13 protein-coding genes and 1 pseudogene are annotated in these 16,050 nt (G+C 62.6%); 3 read left to right on the top strand and 11 right to left on the bottom strand.

Features of this window, described 5'->3' with window-relative positions:
- Positions 1 to 97 precede the first annotated feature (97 nt).
- The 11 genes and pseudogenes from J2Y68_RS02655 to J2Y68_RS02605 form a co-directional block, all read right to left on the bottom strand.
- Entirely contained in the window at positions 98 to 568 is a 471-nt protein-coding gene (locus J2Y68_RS02655) for a pyridoxamine 5'-phosphate oxidase family protein (protein ID WP_309989324.1), read from the bottom strand.
- Positions 543 to 1,076, bottom strand: coding sequence for a hypothetical protein (locus J2Y68_RS02650; protein WP_309989323.1), 534 nt, complete (start codon positions 1,074 to 1,076; stop codon positions 543 to 545). Before J2Y68_RS02650 ends, J2Y68_RS02655 begins: the two co-directional genes overlap by 26 nt.
- The gene (locus tag J2Y68_RS22005; RefSeq protein WP_397334643.1) at positions 1,073 to 2,839 is read right to left on the bottom strand and encodes a cation-translocating P-type ATPase; all 1,767 of its coding nucleotides are present in this window, start codon (positions 2,837 to 2,839) and stop codon (positions 1,073 to 1,075) included. The genes J2Y68_RS02650 and J2Y68_RS22005 overlap by 4 nt, the downstream gene beginning before the upstream one ends.
- Positions 2,819 to 3,669, bottom strand: a pseudogene (locus J2Y68_RS22000) (P-type ATPase actuator domain-containing protein); the annotation flags it as partial. The gene J2Y68_RS22005 and the pseudogene J2Y68_RS22000, both read right to left, overlap by 21 nt.
- A gap of 149 nt (positions 3,670 to 3,818) precedes the next feature.
- The gene (locus tag J2Y68_RS02635) at positions 3,819 to 4,823 is read right to left on the bottom strand and encodes a polysaccharide deacetylase family protein (protein WP_309989321.1); all 1,005 of its coding nucleotides are present in this window, start codon (positions 4,821 to 4,823) and stop codon (positions 3,819 to 3,821) included.
- The gene (locus J2Y68_RS02630) at positions 4,820 to 6,271 is read right to left on the bottom strand and encodes a DUF4389 domain-containing protein (RefSeq protein ID WP_309989318.1); all 1,452 of its coding nucleotides are present in this window, start codon (positions 6,269 to 6,271) and stop codon (positions 4,820 to 4,822) included. The genes J2Y68_RS02635 and J2Y68_RS02630 overlap by 4 nt, the downstream gene beginning before the upstream one ends.
- A gap of 2 nt (positions 6,272 to 6,273) precedes the next feature.
- Positions 6,274 to 7,038: an ABC transporter permease gene (locus tag J2Y68_RS02625; protein WP_309989316.1), complete on the bottom strand. Its 765-nt coding sequence runs from the start codon at positions 7,036 to 7,038 to the stop codon at positions 6,274 to 6,276.
- Positions 7,035 to 7,937, bottom strand: coding sequence for an ABC transporter ATP-binding protein (locus tag J2Y68_RS02620; RefSeq protein ID WP_309989314.1), 903 nt, complete (start codon positions 7,935 to 7,937; stop codon positions 7,035 to 7,037). Before J2Y68_RS02620 ends, J2Y68_RS02625 begins: the two co-directional genes overlap by 4 nt.
- Before the next feature lie 91 nt (positions 7,938 to 8,028).
- Positions 8,029 to 8,475, bottom strand: a complete 447-nt coding sequence (locus tag J2Y68_RS02615) for a universal stress protein (RefSeq protein ID WP_309989311.1) — start codon at positions 8,473 to 8,475, stop codon at positions 8,029 to 8,031.
- Positions 8,475 to 8,942, bottom strand: coding sequence for a flavodoxin family protein (locus J2Y68_RS02610; RefSeq protein WP_309989308.1), 468 nt, complete (start codon positions 8,940 to 8,942; stop codon positions 8,475 to 8,477). Before J2Y68_RS02610 ends, J2Y68_RS02615 begins: the two co-directional genes overlap by 1 nt.
- Positions 8,939 to 9,268, bottom strand: coding sequence for a DUF3040 domain-containing protein (locus J2Y68_RS02605; protein WP_309989306.1), 330 nt, complete (start codon positions 9,266 to 9,268; stop codon positions 8,939 to 8,941). The genes J2Y68_RS02610 and J2Y68_RS02605 overlap by 4 nt, the downstream gene beginning before the upstream one ends.
- 126 nt (positions 9,269 to 9,394) lie before the next feature.
- On the opposite strand from J2Y68_RS02605, the gene ppsA reads away from it, so the two are divergent.
- The 3 genes from ppsA to J2Y68_RS02590 are packed head-to-tail and all read left to right on the top strand — an operon-like array spanning position 9,395 to position 16,019.
- On the top strand, positions 9,395 to 11,818 hold the full coding sequence (ppsA, locus tag J2Y68_RS02600) for a phosphoenolpyruvate synthase (protein WP_309989304.1): 2,424 nt from the start codon (positions 9,395 to 9,397) through the stop codon (positions 11,816 to 11,818).
- Positions 11,815 to 14,994: an HAD-IA family hydrolase gene (locus tag J2Y68_RS02595; protein WP_309989301.1), complete on the top strand. Its 3,180-nt coding sequence runs from the start codon at positions 11,815 to 11,817 to the stop codon at positions 14,992 to 14,994. Before ppsA ends, J2Y68_RS02595 begins: the two co-directional genes overlap by 4 nt.
- A complete protein-coding gene (locus J2Y68_RS02590) occupies positions 14,991 to 16,019 on the top strand; it encodes a 6-phosphofructokinase (protein ID WP_309989298.1) in 1,029 nt (342 codons plus the stop codon). The genes J2Y68_RS02595 and J2Y68_RS02590 overlap by 4 nt, the downstream gene beginning before the upstream one ends.
- The last annotated feature ends 31 nt before the right edge of the window (positions 16,020 to 16,050 follow it).

Below are 16,050 nucleotides of genomic sequence, written 5' to 3'. Positions count from 1 at the left end.
GTATGACCGCCTCGCAGATGGCCAAGGCATCGGCAGAACCGGGCCGGAAAGCGGCTGCATCCTGGGAAAGAGACAGGGCACAGCGGGCGGCCAGGACCTATTCCAAGCCTGCGCGCGTGGCGTCGTCGAGCGGAGTTCGCAGGGACATGGGGGCTGACAGATCAAAGCGCCTGCCGGTGATGGACCGGGGGACTATCCGGTAGAGGAAGTCCTGACCAACTCCTTGCCAAGGGAAGAGTGCCCGTCGCACTTCGTCCAGGGCGGGTCCTCCGGGGCTGGCCTCCTGTGCCGCGCCTTTGACCACGACGCTCCATGCAATGCCGAACTCGGCGCTCACCGAGTCGGTTTCCAGAGCCACCACGGCGTCGGCTTCCATGGCCTGCTGTTTGGTCCCCATCCCGGTTCGGAAGACGATCGTCTGATTGTCCACCGCGAAATTCACCGGAAAGATGTCCGGGTGGCCGTCCACAATGACGGAGAGACGGCCAACGTGTGTTTCGCCCAGTAGCCTCCAGCAGTCGTCGGCTCCGAGTATTTCTGCCTCAGGCACTATGTTCTTGTCGGTCATGCGGTGATCCTACGGCGGTGCGATCGCCCCTAACAGGGCCCAAAGTCCCGCCGCCCAGTCCGTGCACACCTGCCAGCTGTGCCGTAGCCTGCCGCTCAGCCGTCGGCGTGATGCCCAGGAGCAGCAACAGCAGGCCAAGTTCTGCCAGCCCCGCAGCGAAATAGACGGCCTGCAGCGCGCTGAAGGGAATAAGGGACATCTGCACGAAGATCCACACCAGGATGGAGTACGCCGCCGTGGTGGCCGCCAAGTAAGCAAATCGGTGACGCCTCATGAGCAGGACAAAGGCCGCCGTATGAAGCCCGCCCACTACGCATGCCAGCAACATCCCCGGAATAAGGTAAGTGCTGAAGGGAGAGCCTTCCAGATACTCGGGTGGCAGCTGAATCCCGGGCGGCAGGCCCAGGCGGTCCGGGCCAAGCCAGGATCCAAGAGCCATCACCATCCCGCCGGCCAGTGATGTGAGGGCTACCAGCCCAAGAATGATGAGAAGCAGCACAATGATCATGTCTTTCCTCCTTGATAGCTGTTGCGTCGAAAGTGTTTGTCCCCTGCCACTGCCAAGGACGCCAGCAGGGCAACGCCCAGGATGCGCAGCCAGGCTTCGCCTGAGAGCGGCGCCGTGTGGAACAGGGAGTTCATGAACGGCATGTAAGTCATCGCGGCCTGTCCGATGGCCTGAATGAGGACACCCACCACAAGCCACGGGTTGCTGAAGGGACGCATTTTCCACACTGAACGGGTCAGCGACCTGCAACTGAACAGGTAGAAAAGCTCCACCATGACAAACAGGTTGACGGCAGAGGTCCGGGCTTCCTCCAGCATGGACCCTTGGCCCAGTTCGTATTCGAAGATCCACCACGTTCCACCGACCAGCAGAACCGACACAAGCAGCACACGCATGGTCAATGTCCACGTCAGCAAAGACTGGTGCGGTTTCCGTGGCGGCCTGGCCATGAGGCCGGGTTCCTTGGGTTCGAAGGCGAGCATCAGCCCCAGGGCAACCGCCGTGGTCATGTTGATCCACAGAATCTGCGTCGGCAGGATGGGAAGCGTCAGCCCCAGGACGACAGCCACCAGGATCACCAGGCCTTCACCCATATTGGTGGGCAGCGTCCATGTGATGAATTTGACCAGATTGTCGAAGACATTCCGCCCCTCCTCGACAGCGGCCTCAATGGTCGCAAAATTGTCATCGGTCAGGACGATGTCCGAGGCCTCCTTGGCTACCTCCGTCCCGGTGCGTCCCATGGCGATGCCGACATTGGCCTGGCGCAGCGCCGGCGCATCATTGACGCCGTCGCCGGTCATGGCCACTACGTGACCGTTATTTTGCAGCACGTAGATCAGGCGAAGTTTCAGTTCAGGGGACACCCGTGCAAAAACCGATGCCTTCTCGACGGCGGCTGCCAGGTCCTGCTCTCCCATGCCTTCGAGGTCGGTGCCGGCGAATGACGTCCCGGGGGCATCGGGGCTGCCCAGACCAACGGCTGCAGCAATCGCTGTGGCGGTTCCCAGGTGGTCGCCCGTGATCATCTTGACGGCGATGCCCGCATCACGGCAGGCTCGCACTGCTCCTGCCGCTGCCGGACGCGGGGGATCGTGCATCGCCTGGAAACCGGTAAAGACAAGCCCGTCCGGTTCAAGCTCCGGATTGAAAGAGGGTTCACCGGTCAAGCGCTTCATGGCTGTGGCGAGTATTCTCAGCCCGCTACCTGCCAGTTCTCCGGCAGCAAGGCTGATCTTCCGGCCATCGAGCGGCCGGGCAGTCCCGTCGCTGCCCATCTGGCTCGAGGAGCGCTCCAGCACACGTTCCAAGCTCCCTTTGACCAAGACCACAATGTCGGTGCCCGAGGCTGTGTCAGCGTGGAAGCTCGCCATGTACTGGCGCTCGTGGCTGAAAGGAATGGCGTATCTCCGAGGATGCCCTGCAGTGAAACTTTCGATGTCGAGGCCGCCCTTGGCGGCGGCCACAATCATCGCCGCCTCCGTGGGATCACCCCGCACCTGCCATTGCCCCTTCTCGCGGACGACAGAGGACTCATTACATAGGGCGCCGGCAACAAGGCACCAATACAGGGCGTCGTCCCTGGTGGCCGCCGGATCCACCTCGGACGTGCCGACGACGTGGGAGACGATGTCACCTTCGGGCCCGTATCCGGCCCCCGTGACGTCGTATCGGGCGCCAGGGGTTCGGACTGTAACCACCGTCATCTGGTTCTCAGTAAAAGTGCCTGTCTTGTCCGAACAGATGACGGTGGTGCTTCCCAGGGTCTCAACAACGGGCAGCCGACGAACCACAGCGCGGCGGCGCGCCATCCTCCTGACCCCGATGGCCAAGGTGACTGAGACGGCTGCAGGCAAGCCTTCGGGTATCGCACCCACCGCCAGGGCGACCGCGGCCGTGAACATCTCTGCGGGGTGCTGCCCCCTGCCCACCCCGATAACGAAAGCGACAGCGGCCAAGGCAAGGATCACCATGGTCAGCGTCGTGCTGAAGGAGCCGATTTTTCTGGTGAGTGGACTGGGTGCTGGCTTGACCCCGCCCAGGAGCCGCTGAATCTGACCAAGCTCGTCTCTCCAGCTGTGGCGACGACGACGCCGGCGCCACTTCCCGTGGTGACGAGCGTCCCTCCGTAAAGCATGTTCCGGCGATCAGCCACAGGGGTGGTCAGGGGGAGGACAACTTCGTCTTTGCTCGCGGGTTCGGACTCGCCCGTCAGCATGGACTCGTCCACCTCCAGACCGGATTCCCGTACCAAACGAATATCCGCAGGGACCTTCTCTCCTGCTTCCAGCAAGACGAGGTCACCGGGAACCAGGTACTCGGAAGGGACTTCCGTTCGTATTCCTCCTCTGACCACGACGCTGTGAGTGGGGACAAGTGAGCGCAGGGCATCAAGCGCGGCCTCCGCCCGGATCTCCTGGAGGAGTCCGATGGAGACATTTACCAGGACGACTCCCAGGATGACCCACGCATCCACATATTCGCCAAGGAGCAGGGTTACGGTGGCTGCGGCCAGCAGCACGAAGACCAGGGGGTTGTTGACTTGGCGCCCGGCAGCACGGAGCAACCCCATCCGTGCCGCCCCTGGGAGCATGTTCAATCCATAAGTCCGGCGACGGTCGGCGACCTCATCGGGGTCCAGGCCACGGAAGGCATCGGCCTACAGGAGAAGGACCACTTCATGGGCATGCAGGCTGTGGTGGGCTGTGTCGCTGCCGTTCTTCATCGGATCGAACCCGTGGACTACCCGGCCAAGAGGGCATCGAGCGTGACGAAACCATATCCGGCGGACCTTATCCCTTCAATGAGGCCCGGCAAGGCATCTGCGTCCAAGGTACTTCCGTCGTCAGGATTCGAACCGATGTGCATGAGCACGATGCCGCCGGGCTGCAAAGCGTCCAAGACCCTTTGGGTAACGGCATCACGGGTCATCCCACCGCTGGTTCCTTTCCACCCCAGGCTGTCCACGCTCCAGCGCACGGCGATGTAACCGAGGTTGTTGACGTCATTGATGGTCTGGGTATCGCGATCTCCAAAGGGGAAGCGGAAGAAGGGGCGGGGTGCGCCACCCGCGGCAACAATCGCCGACTCGGCGCGAACGATTTCGTCGGCGATCATCGGGTCCGTGAGCTGGGTGAAGGCCGGATGGGTCATGGAATGGTTGCCCAGCCGGTGCCCCGCAGCCACTATCCGCGCCACACCGTCGGGATTGGCCGCTGCCCAGGTCCCTGTCAGGAAGAAGGTAGCACTGACCTGTTTCTGTTCCAGCGTAGACAGAATGGCCTGAAGTCCGGCCGCGTTGGCGCCGCCGTCGAAGGTCAGTGCGATCCGGTTTCCTGCTCCCGGGATGGATGTCACGTCTTGTCCGAGGAGAAGCCCTGGAATGGCAGTGGGGGTCGGCGGGGCGGTGCTGGCGCCGGGTCCAGTGGGTTCAGGCTCCGGTGGGGGAACTGGCACCGGCCCGGTGTCAGGTATCGTCCCTGACGGGGAAGGTGCCGTGCCTGGCGGGGAAGGTGCCGTGCTTGGCGGGGAAGGCGTGGGGGTGGCCGATGAACTGGCCGTCGTCGGCGCCGGCGATGCCCCTTGTGTCGCCGGGCTGGATGATCCGCCGGGGCGAAGGCTGATGATGAGCGTCAGTCCCACGGCGATAACCACCAGGGCGGACAGAACCACGACGACGGCCACCCGCCGTCGTGCCTTGTTCCGCCGCGGGACGTCGTCCGATGGCGGTGGGCTGTTTGGACTCACGGCAGGCCTTCCGGTTGGGTCGACGGCGGCTCCCGGGGACCGTCCGGTTCATCAGGGCCTTGATCGAGCCGGAAAGGCGGATACTCATCCCGCATCAGGGTGCCGTAGGCGAGCACGCGGTAGATCCAACGGTTGAGGCCCATGATGAAAGCAAAGAGCGGCCGGGGGTAACTGCCGGTGAAAAGCAGGATCACCAGCGCGATGAGGACCAGGAGTGCAAGCAGCGACAACCCGCCGCCCCGGTCGCCCACCACACCTGCCGGACCTTCCTGAGTCCGCCACGCCCACGTTGCGGTGCCGGTCAAGGCCCCGACAATGAGCAAATGCGGGATCAACAGGAGCCAGGACTTCACGAGGACCAGTCCCCGCGAAAGCCGCGGCGGATAGTCGATCTCCAGGTCGGCGGGGTAGTTGGTGCGGGCGAGGGTGAAGGGCGGGTATTGGTCTGTGCCGCCCGCGGCGTATACGTAGAAAGCCACACGCCAGTTCCATCGCAGGACACCTACGTTGAAGTTGAAGAGCGACTGCGGGTAGCGGGCGGTGAAAAGGATGGCGAACCAGGCGATGACGGTGGTGACGGCGAAGGCAAACCAAAGGGAAAACAGCACCACGAAATGGGGAATCGCGAGGAACCATTTGATCAGCCACAACCAGCGTGACAGGGCCGGGTCAAGGTGGCCTTCCAGACGGACCGGAGAGCCAGCCGGGAGCGCAGCTGCCCACGGTTGCCCGGCCGCTGGGGGTACGTGCCCGGTTGCAGGCGCATGGATCCTGCCATGCCTGCCGAGTCCCGCCGCGCCGGCCACCAGCAGGGGCACACCAACGACCAGGGCAAGGGTGCCTCCCACCAGCAAGCCTGTAGCTGCCGGTTTGATGAGCTCTGAACGGAAGCCTGCTTGGAGGTCGGCCGACACGCCCTCACGGGCATCCGCGTCCATGACCACCACGGTCCAGCTGCCCGCAGCAATCTTCCATGTCAGCTCCTGTTGTCCGGGGCCTGTTGCCGAAGCTGCCCAAAAGCTTTGGGCAGCGGGCAGGGCCGGGTTGGACGTTCCGGGTACATCCCGGTAAACAGGCCGGAAGGGCTGGAACCTCACTTCCTGGAGCTCGGTATGGTGCACTCCCCGGAGGTACGCATCGACGTCGGCCTGCGGCGCGATACCGATGAAGACATTGCTCCCGGCTTCGGCCGGTGTCGCCCTGAGCCTTAGCGTGCCGACGTCGAAGGGCAGCCTCTCCGGGGTGCCCTCACCAATGGCATCCAGCTGCGGCGAAACCAAAGCGTAAGAGGCCACCGTGTAGCGTTCAGTGTGCGAGGTGAAGAAACCCTCATCTCCCTGACGTGAGCCCAGAACAGCGACTGCCGCTCCTCCGGCGGCGAGCGCGAATCCAAAGAACGACAACACGATTCCGACAATGAGCATCACAATGGAAGAGGGTTTGCTCATGGCTACAGTTCTTTCCGTTTGAAGACCCGGATGGCCAGCACTACTGCGGCCCCTGCGGCAGCGGCCCCGGTGACTGCGGGCCAGGCTGACGACGTATGCGGCTGGTTCGCGATGATGGCCGCTGCGATGCCCGGGAGCCCGGCCGGAGAGTAGTTCGCCAACGGTTCCCAGGCCCCGCCAACCACCAACAGGGCGTAGAGGCCAAGCCCGGCACCGGCGGCCCCTGCCGGTGCCGGAATCAGGACGGAGAACAGTTCCATGAAGGCCAGGATCAGGAGCGCGTAGAGGAGGAGCAACAGCGCCGGGCCCCACAGCCGTGCGGCGGGTGCTTCACCAAAGACCAGTTGCGTTGCGAGCCACGTTGCCAGCGTTCCCGCAATGATCACGGTGGTGACGAAGAGCCCGTGAACGGCTGCCTTGGCTGTAATGAACGTGCTTCTGCGTATGGGCTTGGTGAGTACGAAAGCTGCTGTGCCTTCACGGACTTCGGTGGAAACCATCCCGCCGTACATGATGATGATGGCGAACAGGATGATCTGGGAAAGATTCTTGATCCATTGGCCGTAGGCGTCCGCAAACGTTGCCGGCGGCAGGGTGACCGCACCCTGGGTGCCGGCAGTCAGGGAACCCAGAAGTTCCGGAGTGATCCGTGCCAGCGGCGGTCCAATGACTGCAAAAAAGACCACCAGTACGGGAAGCACCCAGATTCGCCACGTGTGGACGATCTCCTGTGCTTCTTTGCGGGCGAGGACCTCGAAACTGCTCATGGCAACGATTCCCCCACCAGCTCAAGGAACACATCTTCCAGGCTGATCTCGGCGCTTTCCAGCCGCACCAAGCCGGTTCCCTGGTCACTGATGAGGGCAGGAAGTTCGTGCTGGGCCGCCGCCACGTCAGAGACTTTTGCCATGATCTCTCCCCTCGGCCCAGGATGGACCGAGATGCACCAGCTTTTCCCGGCGATGGTGCGGGCGAGCCGGTCCGCGTCCGCGCTCACCTCCACTGCGATGGTCTGCTGCCCGTGCCTGGCCCGGAGCTCATCCATGGTGGACTGGGAGAGAACCTTGCCTTTGTCGAGGATCGCCACCGAGTCACAGACACGCTCAACGTCGCTGAGGATGTGGGTGGAGAAGAAGACGGTGGTCTGGCCCCTGAGGCCGCCGATGAACTCCAGCAGTTCCTTCCGCCCTCCCGGGTCCAAGGCGCTGGTGGGTTCGTCGAGGAGGAGAAGCTTGGGGGAGTTGACGAGGGCTTGCGCCACCCCCAGACGTTGCCGCATTCCCCGGGAGTACTTTCCAACTGCCTGGCTGTTCCCATCGAGCTTCATGAAGTCCAACAACTCGTGGACGCGCGTTGTCAGGCGTTGACCCTCAAGCCCATGGAGGCGGCCTGCGAAGTGGAGCGTCTGGGATGCGGTCATCCAGTCGTAGAAAGCGGGGACGTCGGGGAGGTATCCAACGTCCTGGCGTGTGCCGGGGGCGTCGGTGCCAACGGGCATGCCGAGAATCCGGAGGCTTCCCGATGTTGCCCGGGACAGGCCGGTCATGATGCGGAGCAGTGTTGTTTTTCCTGCGCCGTTCGGTCCGAGAAAACCGAAGACCGCGCCGGCCGGCACCGCCAGGTTGACGGCGTCCAGCGCGATGGTCCTGCCAAAGGCTTTGGTCAAGCCAGTGCACTTTACGACGGCGGACTGCCCGCTTGTCGGCGCACCGGCCGGTTCGGTTGCCGGCAGCCGCGTTTTCTGGTCAGGTTCCATGTCAGGGGCTGGTTTCGCGTGAATGGACGACGACGACCGGGCAATGTGCGTGGGCGACGACGGCCGAACTCACAGAGCCCAGAAGGAGGCCGCCGAAGCCTCCGTGCCCGCGGCGGCCGACGACAACGAAGGCTGCATGCTTGCTTCCCTCCACCAAAGCGGCGCGGGCCGATCCCTTAACGAGACGCCTGCTCACATTCTTCGGCAGGTCCGCCCCGAATGCCTTCGCCAGCGCCTCCTCCAGGTTCTGCTCCGCATCGTGGGCAAACCCGTCGATCCCCATAGCCAGGTAGGCCTCGTAGCCGACGGGCAATTCCCAACAGGCCCAAGCCTCCAAAGGCGCATTGAGGGCCATGGCCAGATGCTGGCCTTGCCGCAAGGCTTCAACCGAAGCAGGAGACCCGTCAACACCTACGATCATCTTGCTGGGATCCAAATACCCGGCCATCACTGGCTCCTCTTGGTGGTCTGGGACTTCATCAAGGACAGGAGTTGCCCACCCCAGGTTTTCGCACGGTCGGTTTCGCCAGGAAGGAGGGGACCCTCCGTACCTCCGACATAGAAAGGCATGGGCTTGCTGACGGGAGTGGCTCCCGCCTTCTTCAAGTGCCGTGAAATCTTCCTGGCAGCGTCACCGTGGATGAACAGCTTGACCCGGGTGTCGAAAGCAGCAGCCAGCACCCCTGAGAGTCCCTCGGACTCAACGGCGGTCAGTGTTTCGAGGGTCTTTGGGGTAGGACGCCAGCCGTTGATGGGGCTTCCCACTACCAGCAGGTCGCCGGCGGAGACATCTGCACGCCTGAACTCGGTGACGGGAACGGTCCTGGCATTGCCGCGTCCAAGGCCCGAAGCAACCGCTTCCGCGATTGCCTTGGTATTTCCGTAGGCGGAATCGTAAACAATCACTGCTTTCATGGTGTTTCCTCATCTTTTCCCTGACGTTGCCTGGAGGCAGTTGTCTTCCTGCGGGAGGGGCGGGCATCCATGAAGAGGGTTGCCCAGTAGGTGCCACCGCCCATCACCATGAAGCCTGTTATTCCCAGTACCGGCTCACTGAGCGCGACGCCGGTGAGTAACAAGCCGAGTCCGGCCAGTCCGACGAGGACTCCACGCAGGGCCTGCGTCCAGCGGATTCGTCCCAGGTCCTCCAAGCTCATGAGCGCAGCCAGCTTGGGATCCTCTTCTTCGAGTCCCTTGGCGATCTTGTCCAGTTCAAGCTTCTCGAAGTTGGATAGTTCCATGGTTTGCCTCCTGTCCTCTTGTCCCAGCATGGGCGGCTGACAGCCGGCCAAACAGGGCCAAAAGTCACAGCGGGCCGGGGACCAAAGACCCTCCCCACGGCATGGTGACGAGGCCAGAATCGAGACATGTATTCAGCACGTGAAGCTTCGTTGAACAGTGCCCACGTCGTGTGGTTTGAAGATTCAGGCATTCAAGACATCCCCTCAGTTGGAGGTAAGAATGCCTCCCTGGGGGAGCTGACAAGGTCTCTTGGAGCAGCAGGGGTGAAGGTTCCGGATGGATTTGCCACCACGGCTGACGCGTACCGCCATTTTCTATCCGAGAACAGCCTCGAATCGGTGATCAATGACTCCCTGGACAGCTACCGTTCCGGGCGCTCGACCTTACGCGAGGCCGGAACGGTCATCAGGGAAGCGCTCTTGTCAGCGGAATTCCCGCCGGACTTCGCCCGCAGAATCCAGCAGAGCTACAGGATGCTGTGTGACCGCGCGGGCCAGGACCAGCTCGCGGTGGCTGTTCGGAGCAGTGCTACGGCGGAGGATTTGCCCGATGCAAGTTTCGCCGGCCAACAGGAAACTTATCTCAACGTCTCCGGGGAGCGCGCCGTCCTCCAAGCATGCAGGAAGTGCTACGCATCGCTCTTTACCGATAGGGCCATCAGCTACCGCGAGATCAAAGGCTTCGGGCACCTGGATGTGGCACTGTCCGTCGGCGTGCAGCGAATGGTGCGGTCCGACGTCGGGGCGTCCGGCGTCATGTTCTCCCTTGACACGGAGTCCGGTTTTCCCCGCAGCGTGCTCATCAGCGCTGCATGGGGTCTGGGGGAGACGGTGGTCCAGGGGACCATTAACCCCGACAAATACCAAGTCTTCAAACCCCTTTTGGGTGACTCTGCGCTGGTGCCGGTGATCCAGCGGGATATCGGGGCCAAGGAACGCAAGATGGTGTACAGCCGCGGCGGAACCGCCCGTACTCGCATGGTAGACACCACCGAACTCGAACAGCGCTCACTTGTCCTGACAGATCCGGAGGTTTTACAACTGGCCCGGTGGGCTGTTGCTGTCGAAAACCACTATGGCCGTCCCATGGATATGGAGTGGGCCAAGGACGGATTCACCGGTGAACTGTTCATGGTCCAGGCGCGCCCCGAAACCGTCCAGGCCCAGCGCTCCGGCGCCATTTTCCGAATGCACCACCTGCGGGGTGCGGGCAGGATCCTGGCCTCCGGCGCGGCGGTGGGCGATTCGATCGCGCAGGGACCGGTCTGTGTCATCCGGGACGCGCGGGATATTGAATCATTCGTGGATGGATCCATCCTGGTCACGCAGATGACCGACCCCGACTGGGTCCCCATCATGAAACGGGCGGCGGGCATTGTGACCGATCACGGGGGACCCACCAGCCACGCAGCCATCGTGAGCAGGGAACTCGGGGTCCCGGCGATTGTTGGAACGGGAACGGCAACAACGGTCCTCAAACCCGGCGCGACGGTTACGGTATCTTGCGCTGAAGGTGAGCAAGGACGGGTCTACGAAGGCTTGCTGCCGTTCGATGTTGAGGAAGTCGACATGGGAACACTTCCCCAAACCCGCACCAACGTCATGATCAATGTGGCCAGTCCTTCGGCCGCGTTCCGATGGTGGCGGTTGCCGGCAGCAGGTGTGGGGCTGGCCCGGATGGAATTCATCATCAACAATCTGATCCGGGTTCATCCCATGGCTTTGGCGCACCCGGAGCGGGTGACCGATGACGTCGAAGCCGCATCAATCCGTCAACTGACATCCAACTACCAGAGCCCCGAGGAGTATTTCGTTTCGGTCCTGGCCACGGGAATTGCAAAAATTGCGGCACCGTTCCACCCCAGGCCTGTGGTTGTGCGGCTCAGCGACTTCAAGAGCAACGAGTACGCGCATCTGATGGGGGGCCGGTATTTCGAGCGTCCGGAGGAAAACCCCATGCTGGGCTTTCGGGGTGCCTCAAGGTATTACAGCAAGGAATATCAGGAAGGGTTTGCACTGGAATGCCGTGCCCTGAAGCGGGTCAGGGAAGTTGCCGGGTTTACCAATGTCATTGTCATGGTCCCGTTTTGCCGAACAACCCGTGAGGCGGACACTGTCATCGAAGTCATGGCGGCCAATGGATTGGTGCGCGGGGACAACGGGCTCAAGATCTACATGATGTGCGAGGTGCCCTCCAACGTGGTCCTGGCCGAACAATTCGCTCAAAGGTTTGACGGTTTCTCGGTGGGATCCAACGACCTTACCCAGTTGGTCCTGGGCGTTGACCGTGACTCGGAACAACTGGCCGGGCTGTTCGATGAACGCGATCCGGCGGTAACCACGATGATTTCCCAAGTAATCCGGGCAGCGCACAGGGCAGGAATCAGCATTGGCCTGTGCGGGCAGGGGCCCAGCAACCACGCAGATTTCGCAGGGTTCCTGGTGGAGGAGGGCATCGACTCGGTTTCGCTGAACCCGGACACGTTCCTGCGGACCCTGCCGGTGATCGCGGCCGCTGAGCAGGGTGTATCCCCGGACAGGGCAACATGAAAGGATCACCCACAGCCGCCGCGGCCAAGCCCCCCTATGACGCCGTCATTCTTGATCTGGACGGAGTGGTTACCGCCACGGCGACCGTCCATCAGGCCGCTTGGAAAGACGCCTACGAATCAATCATCAAGGATTCCCGGTTTCCGCCGGACGCCGACCACCGCGCGTTCACCGCGGCCGACTACTTCGCTTTGCTGGACGGAAAGCCACGTGAGCAAGGCCTGATGGATCTGCTGGAGTCCCGGGGAGTCCGCATCCCGGCGGGACTGCCAAGCGACCCCACAGGTGAGTGGACAGCATTTGGACTGGGAGCACTTAAGAACAAGGCCTACCTGGCACGCCTGCGCAGTGACGGTGTCCAAACGTACCGGGGGACAGAGCAGTTCCTGAAAGGGCTGAAGGCAGCGGGGGTTCCAGCAGCGGTAGTGACGTCCAGCCGCAACGCAACTCCCGTGCTCGCAGCGGCAGGCATGGCGGATGCCTTCGCCGTGGTTCTTGACGGTACGGCAGCGAATGCGGCGGGCCTGCCCGGCAAGCCCGCACCCGACGTCTTCCTTGAAGCAGCGCGCCGGCTCAACGTCTTGCCAAAGCGTGCGGTGGTCATTGAAGACTCCGTTGCCGGGGTCCGGTCCGCCCGACGGGGCGGGTTCGGGTTGGTGGTAGGCATTGACCGCAGGGGAACACGGAACCAACTCGAAGACGCCGGCGCGAACGTGGTTCTCAACGATGTCGGCGAACTTGACCTTGGCTTGGTCATGGGAAACCCCTGGCAGCTGATTTTCGAAGGTACTGATCCCGACCATGAGGGCCACCGGGAGGCACTGACCACCTTGGGTAACGGCTACATGGGCGTCCGGGGCGCTGTAACGGAAACCAGCAGGAGCACAAGGTACGCCGGGATGTATCTCGCCGGGGTCTATAACCGGGTTCATGCACGAATCGGCCAAGAGACCGTCATGGAAGAGCATATGGTCAATGCCCCGGATTGCCTACCTCTGGACTTGCGGCTGGAAGGCAGTCCCTGGTGGTCCCACGGGGGGTTGCGGGTCGTCGGCGAGAGACGAACGCTCAACATGGGCAAAGCCGTCCTGACCCGGAGGCTGATACTGGCCGCGCACGACGGCCGGCAGCTCGAAGTCGCCGAAACGCGCTTCGTCTCCATGGCCGATCCCCACCTGCTCGCCATCAGGACCCGCATGACGCCCATGGGATGGACAGGGCTGATCGACGTCAGGGTCGGGGTCGATGCCGGCATTCGCAACGCAAACATCGCAGAACCCCCGCTCACGGGTCAACCGCACCTTATCGATAGAACAAGATTCGGTGCTGCAGGCCGTTCCGGTGCAACCCTGATGGTGGAAGCAGAAACCAACCAAAGCCAAATCCGCTTCGGCATTGGTTTACGCGTCGATGTCACTGGGGGCAGCCGTACGTATCCCACCCAGGGCAGCAAGGGCGCATTCCACTTTCAGACATTTCAGGTGCATTGTTCCGAAGGGGCAGCGCTAACCATGACGCGCATTGTGGCCGTGGCCACGTCGCGTGACCGGCCCATCTCCTCCGCTGCCACGGCGGCCGCCGCATGCCTGGAAAGGGCCGGCGTCGATTTCGACAAGCTCCTCGCTGTGCACCAGTCAGCATGGCAGCGGACAGTCCGTCCGTTCCGGGTGAAGCTGGATGCCCCCGCGCAGGTGCAGCTGGTCTTGAATCTCCACCTGTTCCACCTGCTGCAGACCCTGACTCAGCACACCGCCGAACTTGATGCCGGTGTTCCCGCCCGGGGGTTGCATGGTGAAGGCTACAGGGGTCATGTTTTCTGGGACGAACTGTTTGTACTTCCGGTGCTTACCTCCAGAACGCCTGACATCGCGCGCGCCCTGCTGGACTACCGCTGGCGTCGCCTTCCTGCCGCACGACAGGCCGCAGCCGATGAGGGCTTCCCGGGCGCCCGGTTCCCCTGGCAGAGCGGAAGCGACGGAACGGAGGAAACGCCGCAGTGGCTCTACAATGCGAGATCCGGGCGCTGGGTCGCGGATTTCTCGCGTTTGCAACGACACGTAGGCCTTGCTGTCGCGTTCAATGCCTGGGTGTACTTCGAGGCAACGAACGACGTTGGCTGGTTATCGCACAAGGGCGCAGACCTTATTGTTGAAGTCGCCCGGTACTTCGCAGCCGCCGTCGACTACAGTCCTTCCGACCAGCGCTATCACCTGCGGGGCGTGGTGGGACCGGATGAGTACCACACACGTCTACCCGGGCATGAAACGGCCGGCCTCGACGATAACGCGTATACCAATGTGATGGCCGCATGGGTGTGCGCCCGTGCAGCGGGTATTACTGGGACGCTCTCCGGGTATGAAGCAGTGAGCCTGATGGAACGACTAGGCATTACCGAACAGGAGCTTGAGCAGTGGCGCCGTTTGTCCCGCGGCATGTTCGTACCTTTCACCGAAGACGGGCTCATCAGCCAATTTGCCGGATATGAGCAACTGGCAGAACTCGACTGGGGGAAGTACCGCCAGGAGTATGACAACATCGAACGGCTGGATCTCATCCTCGAAGCAGAGGGCGACGACGTCAACAGGTACAAACTGGCCAAACAGGCCGACGTCCTGATGTTGCCCTATCTCTTGGGGCGCCAAGGGCTTGTCGCGTTCCTGGAGGGTCTCGGCTATTCGCTGCGGCGGGAACAATTGGACCGGACGATTGAGTACTACCTGGCCAGAACCGCCCATGGGTCCACGCTGAGCCGGGTTGCCCATGCGTCCGTACTCGCCGCCTCAGACCCGGAACGTGCTTGGGACAGCTTTCGGGAAGCTTTGGACGCCGACCTCGATGATACGCAGCACGGCACCACGAAAGCGGGCATACACCTCGGCGCCATGGCAGGGACCATAGACGTGGTCCAGAGAAGCTTCGCCGGACTGAGGCTGGATCGTACTGGGCTGTCGTTCACCCCCAACATGCCCCATGGTCTGAGGGCGGTGTCTTTCCACGTGACCTACCGGGGACACTTTCTGGATGTCCAACTGAAGGACGGGCGTATCAGGGTCTCGTCCGCCGCTGCAGACGCGCCGCCCATCAGGGTAACCGTCCATGGCCGGAGCGTGATGCTGGCATGCGGGGAAAGCCGGAGTTTTCGCTTGGAACCGACGAACCTAAGCGAACAAACATGAAGCGCGTAGGAATCCTGACCAGCGGGGGCGACTGCCCGGGCTTGAACGCTGTCATCCGTGGAGCGGTTTTGAGCGGCGAACAGACCCATGGTTGTGAATTCATTGGATTCCGCGACGGCTGGCGGGGCGTCCTGGAAGACGACACCCTGCCTTTGCCGCGAAGCGCAGTACGTGGAATCTCCCGGCTGGGTGGAACCATCCTGGGCACATCCCGGACCAATCCTTTGTCCGAAACCGGCGGTCACGCAGTTGTTTCAGCTGCCATGGGCCGCCACCGGCTGGCGGGCCTGATCGCGATAGGGGGAGAGGGGACTCTCACGGCCGCCCGGATCCTCTCGGACAGTGGTATCAATGTCATCGGTGTACCGAAAACCATCGACAATGACTTGGGAGCAACGGACTATACGTTCGGCTTCGATACCGCAGTTCAGACTGCTACCGAGGCCATCGACAGGCTACGCACCACTGGTGAGTCACATCACCGGTGCATGATTGCAGAGGTCATGGGTCGCAACGCCGGCTGGATCGCACTGCACGCAGGAATGGCCGCCGGAGCACATGCCATCCTGATTCCCGAGCATCGTGTGCCTTTGAACCAGATTGCTGCGTGGGTCAGCTCTGCTCATGACCGCGGCCGGGCGCCCCTGGTGGTCGTTGCGGAAGCCTTTGTTCCGGCCGGCCAAAAAGCCCCTTACTCGCCACGCGGACTGGACACCTTCGGCCGGCCCCGCCTCGGCGGCATCGCAATGTTGCTGGAACAACAACTGCAGGAAATGACCGGAATCGAAACCCGGGCGACCGTGCTTGGCCATATCCAACGCGGTGGGGAGCCCACCGCGTTTGACCGGGTTCTCGCAACACGTTTGGGAATGGCGGCCACCAGGGCGGCGGCGGCCGGAGGCTGGGGGACCATGGTGTCGCTCCGGGGCACCCGGATTTCCACCGTAGATCTGGGCGTTGCCGTTGGAACCGTCAAGGTTGTGCCTGAGTCCCGGTATCGGGAGGCCCGGGAACTCTTCGGTTAGCAACCAAGGAGTCTGACCCGGCCTGGCCGGG

It is taken from the genome of Paenarthrobacter nitroguajacolicus (genome assembly GCF_031455195.1).
GTDB classification, from domain to species: domain Bacteria; phylum Actinomycetota; class Actinomycetes; order Actinomycetales; family Micrococcaceae; genus Arthrobacter; species Arthrobacter nitroguajacolicus_D.
This window is presented reverse-complemented; position numbering and strand designations above follow the sequence as displayed.